This window comes from Knoellia terrae (assembly GCF_048606435.1).
GTDB lineage: Bacteria > Actinomycetota > Actinomycetes > Actinomycetales > Dermatophilaceae > Knoellia > Knoellia terrae.
Window position 1 is genome coordinate 130345 of record NZ_JBMBWH010000006.1, and the last position, 13832, is coordinate 144176.

A 13832-nucleotide genomic window follows, 5' to 3' on the forward strand; every position below is an offset into this window, starting at 1 on the left:
CTGGCGGTTCTCCACAGCTAGCGCCTGACCGGGTGATGGGGAGGAACTGCGGGGCCATCATCCCGGGGATGATCCCCACGAGGGGGTTCAGGCAGCGGAGGTCACCAGCCGCGGGTGCCGGGACCGCCCTTGAAGGGGCCGGTGACGCGCCTCGTCACCCAGCCGCCGTAGAAGCCGCCCTCCTGCGGGACGACGACCTCGCCGTCGACGGTGCACTGGTCCATCGCGGCGGGCATGACGGCGACGTGGTCGACGAGCGCCTCGAACCCGGGCGAGGGGCGGGGGTAGGACCAGCCCGCCCGCGCCGCGACGGCCGATCCGGCGACGACGTCGACGTAGGACGCAGCGCCCTTGAACTCGCACCAGCTCGATCCCGCGGCGGGCCGGAGCGCGCCTGCCACGAAGTCCCCGACGGGGACGTAGTAGGTCGGCGGGTGGCTGGTCTCGAGCACCCGCAGGGCCCGGGTCGTGTGGGCGACGACGACGCCCCCGAGCCGGATCTCGACGCGCTCACCGGTCGGCTCGACCCGGGGCGGACGCGGGTAGTCCCACACCGACTCCTGCCCGGGGCCGGGGACGTCGGGGACGGGCCAGGACGAGCTCATGCGGCACCGGCGAGCGAGACCAGGGCCCTGCGGAGAGCCGCGTCGAACGCCTCGACCGAGCCGTCCAGGGCCGCGAGCTCCGCGCGGCCCAGCAGCACGTGGTGCTCCCCGGTCCGGGTGACCGCGAGCACGACCGGGAGCCCGACGGACGCCCAGGCGGCCCGCTCGGAAGCGGTCACCTCGTTGCGGTGGACGAGGCGCACCGGCACCGGCAGCCGTGAGGCCATGGCGTCCCACTGCGCCTTGCGGCGGACCAGCGAGTGGGTGACGTCGCACAGCGAGCACTCGGTCCGGCCGAGCAGGTGCCCGACGACGTAGGACAGCTCGCCCCGGAGGCCGCCGTCCGCGTCGTAGACGCCGAGGACCTCGACGATGTCAGCCATGCGGGCAGGCTGGTCGCGGTCCCTGTGGGTCGGCGCCGTGCCGCCCGCCGCCGGGTCCGGCCTCGTCTCGGCGTCGTGCCCGAAGAGGTCGTCACGACTGAGCCGGGCCCGGTCGATGTGGCCGGCGCGCAGGGCCGAGCGCCCGAGCATGTGCGCCGACACCGGAGCCGTGACCAGCTGGAAGACCGCAGCCAGGCCGATGACGGCGAGGACGCTCTTGTCCTCCACGCGCAGCGCCAGGCCGAGCAGGATGAGCAGTACGCCGAGCGTCTGCGGCTTGGTGGCGGCGTGCATCCGGGTGAGCACGTCCGGGAAGCGCACCAGGCCGATGCCGGCGACGAGGGCGAGCAGCGATCCCAGGATCAGGCAGGCGCCGGCGAGGACGTCGGTCACGGGAGCTCACCGTCCTCGAGGTGCGGGCTGCCGTCTCCGTCACGCGCGGCGAACCGCGCGATGCTCACCGAGCCGAGGAAGCCCACGAGCGACAGGGCGAGCAGGACCGAGACCGTGCTCGAGTAGCGCCCGACCGCGGCGTGCACACCGACGGCCCCGACGATGGCCGCGACGAAGACGTCGGTGGCGACCGTCCGGTCCAGCATCGACGGGCCACGGACGACCCGGATGAGGCAGAGCACCCCGCTCCCGGCGAGCAGCGCGGCGCAGACGATGCCGACGATGGTCATGCCCGCACCCCGCTGCACACGGCGTCTCGCTCGACGCGGGGGGCGAACGCCCGGACGACGCGCCGCTCCTGCTCGAGGACCGACAGGCGGAAGGCCTCGATGTCGGCGTCGGTCGCGGCCGACATGACGTGCAGGTAGATGGCGCCCTCCTCGGAGTCGAGCTCGACGAGCAGCGAGCCGGGGACGAGGCAGACCAGCTCGGAGGTGATGGTCATGAGCAGCTCCGAGCGGCTCCGCAGGTCGATCCGCAGCAGCGCGCTGGGCGGCGGACCGCTGGGACGCAGCGCGAACCACGACACCTCGATGCTCGCCCGCACGAGGTCCCAGAGGAAGCGCGCGGTCAGGACGAGGGTCGGCCACGGGCGGACCACCCAGGTCCACGGCGCCTTGGGGAACGGGAAGACGGTGACGACGAGCAGCGCCGCCAGGACACCACCGACGACGATGGTCGGGGTCACCGCTCCCCAGAGGAGGACCCAGATGACGGTGAGGACCACGACCATCGGCCAGGAGCCACTCATGGCTGGCTCCTGTCGCCGAGGACGGCCTCGATGTAGGGCGTGCGCTGGAGGAGCTCTGCCGCGGCCCGGTCGGTGACCTCGAAGAGCGGTCCGGCCATCACGGTGAGGCCGACGCTGAACGCCACGAGCAGCACGGTCGGCAGCCCCATCGCGAGCGGGATCCGCTGGGTGGTCGCGACCTTCTCCCACATCGTCATGACCTGCGTGCCGGTGGACACCTGGTCATGGCCGTGGAGCGGTCCGTGCGACCAGTCGTCGTCGTCCTCGTGCTCGGCGTCGGGGTCGACGGGCTGCCAGAAGGCGCGGTTCCACACCTTGGCGATCGCGTAGAGGGTGAGCAGGCTGGTGAGGATCGAGGCCGCCACGGCGGTGATGGCGAGCCAGTCACCCGCGGCGATGCCCGCTTGGCCGAGGGCGACCTTGCCCAGGAAACCGGAGAACGGCGGTATGCCGGCGAGGTTCATCGCGGGCACGAAGAAGATCACCGACAGCACGGGCGCCGACCGGGCCAGGCCCCCCAGACGGCTGAGGTTGGTCGTGCCGGTGCGGTACTCGATGAGGCCCGCGACGAGGAAGAGCACCGTCTGCACGGTGATGTGGTGGGCGATGTAGAAGATCGCCCCGGAGAGCCCGAGCTGCGTCGCGTAGGCGATGCCGAACAGCATGAACCCGATGTGGCTGACGAGGGTGAACGAGAGGATTCGTTTGACGTCCGACTGCGCGACGGCGCCGAGGATCCCGATGACCATGGTGAGGATCGAGGCCCACAGCAGCAGGCTGCGCAGGTTGTCGCCGGGGAAGAGCAGGGTCTGGGTGCGCACGATCGCGTAGATGCCGACCTTGGTGAGGAGGCCGGCGAAGACGGCAGTCACCGGTGCGGGTGCGGTCGGGTAGGAGTCCGGCAACCACGCCGAGAGCGGGAACACCGCCGCCTTGATGCAGAACGTCGTGAGCAGCAGCAGCTGGAGCATCTGCGCGACGCCCGGAGGCAGGTCGCCGAGGCGGCCGGCCAGCTCGGCGAAGTTCACCGTGCCGGTCGCGGCATAGACGCAGGCGAGACCGATGAGGAAGATCGTCGACGAGATGAGGCTGACGATGACGTAGATCGTGCCGGCCCGGATCCGCGCCTCCGTCCCACCGAGCGTGATGAGCACGTAGCTCGCGGCGAGCAGCACCTCGAAGCCGACGAAGAGGTTGAAGAGGTCGGCGGAGAGGAAGGCGTTGGACACCCCGGCGCTGAGCACGAGGAAGGTCGGGTGGAACACCGACAGCGGGGTCTCCCTGCCGTACTCGACGATGCCCTGGCCGAACGAGTAGAGCAGGACGCAGAGCGTCACGAACGTCGAGACGAGCAGCATCAGCGCCGAGAGCCGGTCGGCGACGAGCGAGATGCCGATGTCGGGTCCCCACCCACCGATCGAGACCGACTGCGGGCCGTGGCGGTCTGCGCGCACGAGCAGCGTCGCCGCGGTGACGACGACCGTGCCGAGCACGATGACGGAGATCAGGCGCTGGGCCGCGGCCGAGCGACCGAAGACGAGGCAGAGCCCGGCGCCCAGCAGGGGCAGCAGGACGGGCAGGACGACGATCTGGCTCACGCGTCCTCCTTGGCGGGCGCCGCAGGCGACTCCGGGGCGGCGGGGGCCTCGTCGACCGCCGACGGCTCGTCGCCGCCCTCCTCGTCCGGCATCCCGGCGGTGACGTCGTCGAACGAGGCGGACGGGTGGTCGAGGTCGGCCCGCCGGATGACGAGGTCGTCCTCGACGTCGTCCTGCACGTCGTCGTGACCGGTCAGCTGCCACGCCCGGTAGGCCAGGGCCAGCCCGAACGCCGTGACGCCGAGGGTGATGACGATGGCGGTGAGGACCATCGCCTGGGGGAGCGGGTCGGTCATCGTCCCCTCGCCCAGGCCGATGATCGGGGCGCGCCCGGCCGGGCCGGAGGCGACGAGGAAGACGAGGTTGACGCCGTTGCCCAGCATGACGAACCCGACGAGGATGCGGGTGAGGCTGCGCTCGAGGACCAGTGTCGTGCCGCAGGCGACGAGCACGACGATGGCCGCGACAAGCACGATGTTGGTGCTCATGGGACGGTCACCGCCTCGGGGGCGGGCTCCACGTCGCCGCTCTCCTCGCCCTGCTTGTCGATGCCGCCACCGAGGCTGCGCAGCACGTCGAGCGAGAGGCCGACGACGACGAGGTAGACCCCGATGTCGAAGAAGAGCGATGTCACGAGGTGGACCGTGCCGAACGGGCCGACGGGGATGTCGAAGATCCCGCTCTGGAAGGCGTTGAAGCCTATGAGGGCCGGCACGATGCCGGACAGGGCAGCGATGACGAGGCCGGACCCCAGCACGACGCCGGCGTCGATCGGGGCGGCGGTGTCGAGCTCGGCGCGACCGCCGGCGAGGTAGCGGACCATGAGCGCCAGCCCGGCGATGAGCCCACCGGCGAACCCTCCGCCCGGCAGGTTGTGCCCGGCGAACATGAGGTAGATCGAGAACATCATGAGCACCGGGAAGACCACGCGCGCCACGATCTCGAAGACGACCGAGCGCCGGCGGTCGGCGATGAGCCCGGCCCCGCGCAGCCAGCCCGACTCGGCGGCGGCCCGGACGCGCCGGCTCTCGCGGTGCGAGGTGGCCCGGTCGGTGAGCAGGAAGATGAGGCTTGCGACGCCGGTCGCGGCGACGACGAGCACGGCGATCTCGCCGAAGGTGTCCCAGACGCGGATGTCGACGAGGGTGATGTTGACGATGTTGTTGCCGCCGCCGTAGTCGCGGGCCGGTCCCGCGAAGTCGTTGCCCACCGGCGAGGCCGTGCGCGCGTCGGCCGCGAGCAGGGCGTAGCCACCGACCGCCAGCCCGGTGAGGCAGCCGACGGCGACCCGGATGCGCCGCGCGGCCGTGAACGGTCGGTCGGAGAAGAACGGCGGCAGCCGGCGCATGACGAGCACGAAGGTCACGACCGAGAAGGTCTCGACGAGCACCTGGGTCAGGGCGAGGTCCGGCGCGCCGTGCGCGACGAACAGCAGGGCCGTGCCGTAGCCGGTGACCCCGAGCAGCAGCACCGCGCGGAGGCGGCGTCGTGAGCGCACGGTGAGGATGGCGGCGACGATGACGACGACGACGATCGCCACCTGGAGGAGGTTGTCGGGGCCGCGGAGCGCGACGCCCTCCCACGTGCGCACCAGCGTGATGCCCGGGACGATGACGAGGACGAGCAGGATGATGCCGAGGTAGACCGGGAGCGAGCCCCGCTGGGTTCGCCCGGTGACCTCGATCGACAACCGGTCCACCGCCCGGATGACGCCGTGGTAGACGATCTCGGCCTCGGGGACGTGCAGCCGGTCGACGAGTCGGCCCTGCGCCGCCGACACCGGGCGCCGGGCGACCCACAGCAGGAGACCCGCGCTGACGGCGAGCACCGACAGCCCCAGGGCGGGGGTGAAGCCGTGCCACAGCGTGAGCACCGGCTCGTGGGCACCGGCAGGGAGCTCCCCGGCATACGCCATGAGCCGGGAGGTGAGCGGGCCGCCGGCGAGACCGCCCACGAGCGAGAGACCGGCGAGGACCACCGGGGCCGCGAGCAGACCGGCGCGCGCCGGCGTCACCGAGAGAGGCGTGACGTCGCGGACGCCGAACGCGCCCCACAGGAAGCGCGCGGTGTAGGCCACCGTCAGCGTCGAACCCAGGACCAGCCCGACGAGCGCGACCGGCCCCCAGACCCCCAACGACGCGTCGGCGCCGAGGTCGAGGAAGGCGGCCAGTGCGGCCTCCTTGGCGGTGAACCCGAGCAACGGCGGCAGGCCGGCCATCGAGGCGGCGGCGAGCACCGCGGCACCGAAGAGCACCGGCAGCGACCGGGAGAGCCCGGTGAGCTCGCGCAGGTCACGGGTGCCGGTGCTCCGGTCGATGACGCCGACGACGAGGAAGAGGGCCGACTTGAACAGCGCGTGCCCCAGCACGAGCGCCAGGCCGGCGAAGGCCGCCGCCTGCGTCCCGGCGCCGACGACGGCGATGAGGAAGCCGAGCTGGCTGACCGTGCCGTAGGCGAGGAGCAGCTTGATGTCGTGCTGGCGCAGCGCCCGCAGCCCGCCGAGGAGCATCGTCACGATGCCGGTGACGAGCAGCAGCGGGCGCCAGCCGGGGATGTCGGAGAAGGCCGGAGCGAGCAGGGCCACGAGGAAGACGCCCGCCTTGACCATGGCGGCGGCGTGCAGGTAGGCGCTCACCGGGGTGGGCGCGGCCATCGCCCCCGGCAGCCAGAAGTGGAACGGGACGAGGGCCGACTTGCTGATCGCCCCGACGAGGATGAGGAGGACCGCGACGGTGGTGGCGGTGCTGCTCGGCGGGGCCGCGACGATCTCGGTGATCCGCGACGTGCCCGCCTCGTGGCCGAGGACGAAGAGGCCACCGAGCATGACCAGGCCGCCGAAGGTCGTGACGATGAGGGCGTTCATCGCCGCCCGGCGGTTGGCCTTGCGCTCGGGGTTGTGGCCGATGAGGAGGAACGACAGGACGGTCGTGAGCTCCCAGAAGACGTAGAGCACGTAGAGGTTGTCGGCCACGACCAGCCCGAGCATCGACCCGGCGAAGGCGGTGAGCACCGCCGAGAAGCGCCAGATCTCGCGGTCGCCCTCACGGAAGTACCACGCGCAGTAGGCGATCACGAGCGCCCCGACCCCGGTGACGACGAGCGCCATGAGCGCGGTGAGCGGCGTCAGGGCGAGGTCGATCTGCACGTCGATGGACGGGATCCACGACACCCGCTCGGTGCGCACCTCGCCGTCGAACGCCGCCTCGGCCGGACCGATCAGCCAGACGAACGACCCCAGCGGGACGAGTGCCAGCAGCAGGAAGGCGCGTCGCTGGAGGCGGCGGACGAGCACAGGCGCCAGTGCAGCGGCGAGGAAGTGCAGCGCCACGATCGTGATCATCGTGTGTGCCTCCATCCGCGCAGTGGTCTGTGTGATGGGGGTTGACTGAGGTTCCTCGTCGTGGACAAGCGCCCCGGGACAACATCCCTGGTCCGTCGATTATGACGGCTCGGGGACGGGCTCGCCGACGCCGGGTGCGGAGCGGACACGACCCACGCGTATGCCGTGTGCCCACCTCTGCGGGGGCACACGGCATACGCGCGTCGTCAGTCGGACGTGGTCAGAAGTCCTCGTCGAAGCCGACCGAGCCGCTCACCCCCACCTGGTAGGCGGAGACCCGGCGCTCGAAGAAGTTCGACAGCTCCTGCACGTCCTGCAGCTCCATGAAGCCCAGCGGGTTCGGCGAGCCGTAGATCGGCTCGAGGCCGAGGCGCTCCATCCGGCGGTCCGCGACGTGCTCGAGGTAGCGGCGCATGTCGGCGCTCGACAGCCCGGCGACGCCGCCGCCGAGCAGGTCGTCGGCGAACTGCGCCTCGGCCTCGACGCCCTCGACGAGCATCTGCCGCACCTGCGCAGCCATCTCGTCGTCGAACAGCTCCGGCTCCTCCTCGCGCACGGTGTCGACGACGTCGAACGCGAACGCCATGTGCATCGACTCGTCGCGGAAGACCCAGTTCGTCCCCGACGCCAGCCCGTTGAGCAGCCCCCGCGAGCGCAGGAAGTAGACGTAGGCGAACGCGCCGTAGAAGAACAGCCCCTCGATGACGGCGGCGAAGCAGATGAGGTTGAGCAGGAAGGCCCGCCGGTGCTCGCGCGTCTCGAGGGCGCCGAGCTCGAAGACCGAGTCGATCCACCGGAAGCAGAAGTCCGCCTTGTGCTTGATCGACGGGATCGTGTCGACGGCCGCGAACGCCTCGTGCCGCTCGGCCTCGTCGGGCACGTAGGTGTCGAGCAGGGTCAGGTAGAACTGCACGTGCACCGCCTCCTCGAACAGCTGGCGCGAGAGGTAGAGCCGGCCCTCGGGCGAGTTGACGTGCTGGTAGAGGTTGAGGACGAGGTTGTTCGCGACGATCGTGTCGCCGGTGGCGAAGAACGCGACGAGCCGCGAGACGAGGTGCCGCTCGGCGGCAGTGAGCCGCTTGAGGTCGGCGAGGTCGGAGTGCAGGTCGACCTCCTCGACGGTCCACGTGTTCTTGATGGCGTCGCGGTAGCGGTCGTAGAAGTGCGGGTAGCGCATCGGCCGCAGGGTGAGGTTCATCCCCGGGTCGAGGAGCATCCGGGTCGCGCTCGTGGTCGCCGTGGGGGTGCTCATTCGCAGGCCTCGCAGGTCTCGGGGTTCTCGAGGGAGCAGGCGACCGCTGCCTCGGCGGTGGTGGTGGCGCTGGTGATGGGAAGGGGCGCGACGGGCTCGGTGACGCTCGTCGTCGCCTGCTGGATCCGGGTGGCCGGGCGTGAGCGCAGGTAGTAGGTCGTCTTGAGCCCGGCCTTCCAGGCGTAGAGGTACATCGACGAGAGCTTCCCGATCGTCGGCGACGCGAGGAAGAGGTTGAGCGACTGGCTCTGGTCGATGAACGGCTGCCGGGCGGCGGCGAGGTCGATGAGGGCCTTCTGCGGCAGCTCCCACGCGGTCCGGAACAGCAGCCGGACGTCCGCGGGCAGGGCGGTGACGCCCTGCACCGACCCCTCGGCGCGCTTGACCTGCTCGCGCACCTCCGGCGTCCACAGCCCGCGCGACTTGAGCTCGCGCACCAGGGCGCTGTTGACCTGCAGGAACTCGCCGCTGAGGGTCTCGCGCTTGAACAGGTTCGACACCTGCGGCTCGATGCACTCGTAGCAGCCGGCGATCGAGGCGATCGTCGCGGTCGGGGCGATGGCGATGAGCAGGCTGTTGCGCAGCCCGTGCTCGGCGATGCGCTCGCGGACCGCGTCCCACCGCTTTGTCTGCGTGCCGGTCACGTCCCAGAGGTCGGGCTGCAGCATGCCGGTGCTCGCCCGCGTCGAGTCGTATGCCGGGTGCGCACCGTGGCGTTCGGCGAGGTCCGCCGACACCTCGAGCGCGGTGAGGTAGATCTCCTCGGAGATGCGGGTCGAGAGCTCCTTGGCCTCCGCCGAGTCGAAGGGCAGGCGCAGGGCGAAGAAGACGTCCTGCAGCCCCATGAGGCCCAGCCCCACCGGGCGCCACCGAGGGTTGGAGGCGGCCGACTCTGGCGAGGGGTAGTAGTTGATGTCGATGACGCGGTCGAGGAACGGCACCGCGGTGCGCACCGTCGCCCGCAGCCGCTCCCAGTCGACGGCGTCGCGCTCCTGCGTGAGGTGCGCGGCGAGGTTGACCGACCCGAGGTTGCAGACGGCGGTCTCGCCGTCGGAGGAGACCTCGAGGATCTCGGTGCAGAGGTTGGAGAGGTGCACGACGGGGGCACCGACGCCGCCGTCGTCGGAGGTCTGGTTGCAGGTGCGGTTGGCCGCGTCCTTGAAGGTGATCCAGCCGTTGCCGGTCTGCGCGAGAGTGCGCATCATCTTCGCGTAGAGGTCGCGGGCCTTGACCTGGCGCACCCAGCGGCCCTCGGCCTCGGCCAGCCGGTAGGCCTCGTCGAACGCCGGACCCCACAGGTCGACGAGCTCGGGCGCCCGGTCCGGATCGACGAGCGACCACGTCTCGTCCGCCTCGACCCGGCGCATGAACTCGTCCGGGATCCAGTTGGCGAGGTTGAGGTTGTGGGCGCGGCGGGCGTCCTCACCGGTGTTGTCACGCAGCTCGAGGAACTCCTCGACGTCGGGGTGCCACGGCTCGAGGTAGACGCAGGCGGCGCCCTTGCGGCGGCCGCCCTGGTTGACCGCGGCCACCGACGAGTCGAGGGTGCGCAGGAACGGCACGATGCCGTTGGACGTCCCGTTGGTGCCGCGGATGAGCGCTCCCCGGGAGCGGACCCGCGAGAAGCCGATGCCGATGCCACCGGCGAACTTCGAGAGCCGGGCCACCTGCTGGTAGCGCGAGTAGATCGAGTCGAGGTCGTCCCGAGGGCTGTCGACGAGGTAGCACGAGGACATCTGCGGGTGCGCCGTGCCGGAGTTGAACAGGGTCGGGCTCGATGGCAGGTAGGCCAGGCTCGACATGAGCCGGTAGAAGCCGATCGCCTCCCTGGCCGAGGTGGCCAGGCCGCACGCGACCCGGAGCAGGAAGTACTGCGGCGTCTCGATGACGAGGCGCGAGGTGGGGTGGCGCAGCAGGTAGCGGTCGCCGACGGTCCGCAGCCCGAAGTACTCGAAGCGGTGGTCGTCGAGCGGGTCGACCGCCGAGTCGAGCTTGCGGGCGTGGTCCTTGACGAAGCGGGCGGTCGCGTCGCCGATGAGGCCCTCGGCGTGCCCGAGCGCGACCGACTGGCTGAACGACGCCACGCCCTGGCCGCGCACCTCCTTGTCGAGGTAGCCCGCGAGCAGCCGGGCCGCGAGGCGCGAGTACTGCGGCTCCTCACCGATCATCTGGGCCGCCGTCTGGATCGACAGCTGGTCCAGCTCCTGCGTGCTCGCCCCGTCGTAGAGGCCGCTGATGGTGCGGGTCGCGACCCGTAGCGGGTCGACCTCGAGCAGGTCCCCGCTGACCCGTTCGACGGCCCGGACGATCTTGCCGACGTCGACCGGCTCGTTGTCGCCGTTGCGCTTGCGGACGTGCATCTGTGGGCGGTGCTCCACCACTGTCATGACTCTCTCCTCGCGAGACCAGACCTGGAGGTCCGGGGCACGCGGGAGGACGACGGTCACGAAAGGGGAGCGGACGGCATACCCGGGAAAGGCGGTGCCGACGAGGTCCTGACCTGTCGTCGGCCGTCCCACGAGGCCTCGGACCACCGTGCCCGGGCGGGCACGGTGCGCTGGCAGGTCTTCGGACTCGTGGGCCCGGCCGAAGCCGCCTACTGGCCATCGCTTCCCACGCCCGGGGGCGCAGTGCTGATTCCTCGGCGGATGCCGGGGAGATGGCGGTCGTTCCCACTCACCGCTGCGGGGCAGTCCCGGTCTTGCACCGGGTTCCCTGTTGCCTCGCCGCTCCTGGATGGGGCGGCGAACCAGCTGCGGCGCCACCATATGTGGACCTCGGGCCGGAGATGGGGACCACATCTGGTGCCCGCGTGTCGCGGGGTGTCGGCCCGCCGCGCGAACGGCCGCGGGGAGGATCACCGGGACCGGGGTCCCTGCGATCCTCCCCGCGAGCGGTTCGAGGCTGGCGTCAGTAGCGCCGGCCGGCCCCGCCCTTGCCCTTGAGCGCGCGCTTGGCGGCCTTGAGCACGGTGGCGCGACGGGTCGTGCCCTCGCGCCTGGGCGGGAGCGACAGCTCGACGACCTTCCAGTAGACGCCGCCGACCTGCTTGGCCAGGCTGCCCGTGACGTACTTGAGGTCGTTGCGCTCCATGAGGTCGCGGATGCGCGGGGCGATCTCGGCGTAGCGGTTGCTCGGCATGTCCGGGAACAGGTGGTGCTCGATCTGGTGGCTGAGGTTGCCGGTCATGACGTGCATCGCCTTGGAGCCGGCGATGTTGCCGGAGCCGAGCATCTGGCGGAGGTACCAGTCGCCGCGGGTCTCGCCCTCGATCGAGGTCTTCTCGAAGGTCTCGATGCCGGGCGGGAAGTGGCCGCAGATGATGACGGTGTTCGTCCAGACGTTGCGGACGAGGTTGGCCACGATGTTGGCCGTGAGGGTGTGGCGGGTGGAGCCGGTGAAGGTCGCCGCGGACATCGCAGGGTGGACGAGGTAGTCCTTGGTGGCCTGGCGCTTGATCTTGCCGACGACCTCCTGGGCGTCCTTGCGGAACGTCGCCTTGTCCTCGTCGCTCAGGCGGTTCTTCTTGGCGAGGTAGCCGCCGAGCTCGAGGTCGTAGGCGGCGATGGAGTACTCGAAGAGCAGCGCGTTGGCGACGTGCCAGATCGGCTGGAAGAGGTAGAAGAGGGTCCACTTCTGGTCCTCGTCGACCCGCAGGATGCCGTAGCCGAGGTCGTTGTCGCGGCCCAGCACGTTGGTGAAGGTGTGGTGGATCTCGTTGTGGCTGTGCTTCCACTGGCTCGACGGGGAGGCGTTGTCCCACTCCCACGCGGTCGAGTGGATCTTCGGGTCGCGCATCCAGTCCCACTGGCCGTGCATGACGTTGTGGCCGATCTCCATGTTCTCGAGGATCTTGGAGACCGAGAGGCCGGCCGTGCCGACCCACCAGAACGGGCGGACGCCCTTGTACTTCACGCCGGAGAACAGCAGCGCGGCCCGGCTGCCCATCTCCAGGTAGCGCTGGGTCTTGATGACCCTGCGGATGTATGCCGCATCGCTCGCTCCGCGTGAGTCCATCACCTCGGCACGGATCGCGTCGAGTTCACGGCCGATCTCCTCGATCTGCTCCGGGGAGAGGTGGGCGGCCGGGTTCGGGCGGCCCGACTTCTTGAATTCGGGGCGCTGCGGCCGCGGCTCGGCGCTCGTCACCGAGAGGCGCGAGTTGATGCCGTGGTTGGCCTTGGAGGCGGACGTGGTGCGGGGGCGTTCAGGGGCGAGGGTCATGGTGTGCTCCTACTCGACGCCTTGTGTGCCTCAGCGGAAGTTCTGGGTTCCGGTGGGGCACACGCGGCAGGGTGGGGGTCAGAGTTCGATGTCGCAGCGACCGGCAACGGCGCTGACGCAGGTCTGGATCTTGGTGCCGTCGGCGGACTCGTCCGCCACGGTGATGTCGCCGCTGCGCAGGTCGCGCACGGCGCCGTCGCGCATGGTGACGACGCAGCCGAAGCAGATGCCCATCCGGCAGCCGCTCGGCATGAGGACGCCGGCGGCCTCGCCGGCGTCGAGGATCGGGGTGGCCCCGTCGGCGTCGACGACGACGCCGCTGGCCTCGAAGGTCACCGTGCCGCCCTCACCGGGCTCGACCACGCTGGGGCGGAAGCGCTCGACGTGGAGCCGGTCGGCCAGGCCGGCGTCGGCCCAGTGCGCCTCGGCGGCGTCGAGCAGGCCGGTGGGGCCGCAGACCCACACCTCGCGCTCGCGCCAGTCGGGGACGAGGTCGTCCAGCGAGGCGAGGTCGAGGATCCCGTCCACGTCGTCGTGGTTCTCGTGCAGCGTGAGCCGGCTCGAGGCGGCATACCCGCGCAGCTCCTCACGGAAGATGACGTCGGCCTCGGTCGGCGCGCAGTGGACGTACGCGACGTCGGGCAGCTCAGCGAGGGAGTTGCGCAGCATGCCGATGACCGGCGTGATGCCGGAGCCGGCGGTGAGGAACAACGTCTTCGCGGGCGGCGCCTGCGGCAGGGTGAAGTCGCCGGTCGCCTGGTCGAGCATCACGAGGGTGCCCGGCGTGGCCGCGCGGACCAGGTGGTTGCTCACCTTGCCGTCGGGGATGGCCTTGGTGGTGATGCTGACCAGGCCGTCCGAGGCGTCGGCGCGGTGGGTCAGCGAGTAGGCACGCCAGTGGCGGACCCCGTCGATGTCGATGCCGATCCGGATGTACTGGCCGGGCCGGTGGCCGAGCCAGCCCTTGCCCGGACGGATCGTGATGGTCGCGGCGTCGGCGGTCTCGTGGGCGACGGAGACGATCCGGCCGCGCAGGTCGGCGCCGGCGCGCAACGGGTCGATGAGGTCGAGGTAGTCGGCGGGCACGAGCGGGGTCGCGATGGCCTCGGCGACCTTGCGCGCGCCGTCGAGGAGTCCGGCCAGGCGCGCGGGACGCCGGCTCGGAGCGAGGCGGTTCAGCGTTGCAGTCACGTACGCCAGCGTAACCTACGTTTGCGTAGGTTACG

At 71.0% G+C, this 13832-nt stretch carries 11 protein-coding genes and 1 riboswitch; all 11 genes read right to left on the reverse strand.

Going from position 1 to position 13832, the window contains the following annotated elements:
- Nucleotides 1–101: 101 nt before the first annotated feature.
- Entirely contained in the window at nt 102–605 is a 504-nt protein-coding gene (locus tag ACOJV9_RS10155) for a DUF427 domain-containing protein (RefSeq protein ID WP_420185085.1), read from the reverse strand.
- Entirely contained in the window at nt 602–1381 is a 780-nt protein-coding gene (mnhG, locus tag ACOJV9_RS10160) for a monovalent cation/H(+) antiporter subunit G (RefSeq protein WP_420185086.1), read from the reverse strand. Before mnhG ends, ACOJV9_RS10155 begins: the two co-directional genes overlap by 4 nt.
- A complete protein-coding gene (locus ACOJV9_RS10165) occupies nt 1378–1671 on the reverse strand; it encodes an MrpF/PhaF family protein (RefSeq protein ID WP_420185087.1) in 294 nt (97 codons plus the stop codon). Before ACOJV9_RS10165 ends, mnhG begins: the two co-directional genes overlap by 4 nt.
- Complete coding sequence (locus tag ACOJV9_RS10170) at nt 1668–2192, reverse strand: Na+/H+ antiporter subunit E (protein WP_420185088.1); 525 nt, start codon at nt 2190–2192, stop codon at nt 1668–1670. The genes ACOJV9_RS10165 and ACOJV9_RS10170 overlap by 4 nt, the downstream gene beginning before the upstream one ends.
- Nucleotides 2189–3790: a Na+/H+ antiporter subunit D gene (locus ACOJV9_RS10175; protein WP_420185089.1), complete on the reverse strand. Its 1602-nt coding sequence runs from the start codon at nt 3788–3790 to the stop codon at nt 2189–2191. The genes ACOJV9_RS10170 and ACOJV9_RS10175 overlap by 4 nt, the downstream gene beginning before the upstream one ends.
- Nucleotides 3787–4278 carry a Na(+)/H(+) antiporter subunit C gene (locus ACOJV9_RS10180; protein ID WP_420185090.1) on the reverse strand — a complete coding sequence of 164 codons (492 nt, stop codon included), beginning with the start codon at nt 4276–4278 and terminating at the stop codon, nt 3787–3789. Before ACOJV9_RS10180 ends, ACOJV9_RS10175 begins: the two co-directional genes overlap by 4 nt.
- A complete protein-coding gene (locus ACOJV9_RS10185; protein ID WP_420185091.1) occupies nt 4275–7130 on the reverse strand; it encodes a Na+/H+ antiporter subunit A in 2856 nt (951 codons plus the stop codon). The genes ACOJV9_RS10180 and ACOJV9_RS10185 overlap by 4 nt, the downstream gene beginning before the upstream one ends.
- A gap of 220 nt (nt 7131–7350) precedes the next feature.
- Nucleotides 7351–8382 carry a ribonucleotide-diphosphate reductase subunit beta gene (locus tag ACOJV9_RS10190; protein WP_420185092.1) on the reverse strand — a complete coding sequence of 344 codons (1032 nt, stop codon included), beginning with the start codon at nt 8380–8382 and terminating at the stop codon, nt 7351–7353.
- Complete coding sequence (locus ACOJV9_RS10195; protein WP_420185093.1) at nt 8379–10769, reverse strand: ribonucleoside-diphosphate reductase subunit alpha; 2391 nt, start codon at nt 10767–10769, stop codon at nt 8379–8381. Before ACOJV9_RS10195 ends, ACOJV9_RS10190 begins: the two co-directional genes overlap by 4 nt.
- 155 nt (nt 10770–10924) lie before the next feature.
- Nucleotides 10925–11152, reverse strand: a riboswitch (cobalamin riboswitch).
- Nucleotides 11153–11292: 140 nt separating this feature from the next.
- The gene (locus ACOJV9_RS10200) at nt 11293–12606 is read right to left on the reverse strand and encodes a fatty acid desaturase family protein (protein ID WP_420185094.1); all 1314 of its coding nucleotides are present in this window, start codon (nt 12604–12606) and stop codon (nt 11293–11295) included.
- 78 nt (nt 12607–12684) lie between these two features.
- Nucleotides 12685–13797 carry a ferredoxin reductase gene (locus ACOJV9_RS10205; protein WP_420185095.1) on the reverse strand — a complete coding sequence of 371 codons (1113 nt, stop codon included), beginning with the start codon at nt 13795–13797 and terminating at the stop codon, nt 12685–12687.
- Nucleotides 13798–13832 lie beyond the last annotated feature (35 nt).

Bases quoted from the DNA above. Each gene is read 5' to 3' on its own strand.
- ACOJV9_RS10180 (WP_420185090.1), bottom strand. From the start codon at position 4,278: ATGAGCACCAACATCGTGCTTGTCGCGGCCATCGTCGTGCTCGTCGCC.
- ACOJV9_RS10200 (WP_420185094.1), bottom strand. From the start codon at position 12,606: ATGACCCTCGCCCCTGAACGCCCCCGCACCACGTCCGCCTCCAAGGCC.
- ACOJV9_RS10185 (WP_420185091.1), bottom strand. From the start codon at position 7,130: ATGATCACGATCGTGGCGCTGCACTTCCTCGCCGCTGCACTGGCGCCT.
- ACOJV9_RS10165 (WP_420185087.1), bottom strand. From the start codon at position 1,671: ATGACCATCGTCGGCATCGTCTGCGCCGCGCTGCTCGCCGGGAGCGGG.
- ACOJV9_RS10170 (WP_420185088.1), bottom strand. From the start codon at position 2,192: ATGAGTGGCTCCTGGCCGATGGTCGTGGTCCTCACCGTCATCTGGGTC.
- ACOJV9_RS10155 (WP_420185085.1), bottom strand. From the start codon at position 605: ATGAGCTCGTCCTGGCCCGTCCCCGACGTCCCCGGCCCCGGGCAGGAG.
- ACOJV9_RS10190 (WP_420185092.1), bottom strand. From the start codon at position 8,382: ATGAGCACCCCCACGGCGACCACGAGCGCGACCCGGATGCTCCTCGAC.
- ACOJV9_RS10195 (WP_420185093.1), bottom strand. From the start codon at position 10,769: ATGACAGTGGTGGAGCACCGCCCACAGATGCACGTCCGCAAGCGCAAC.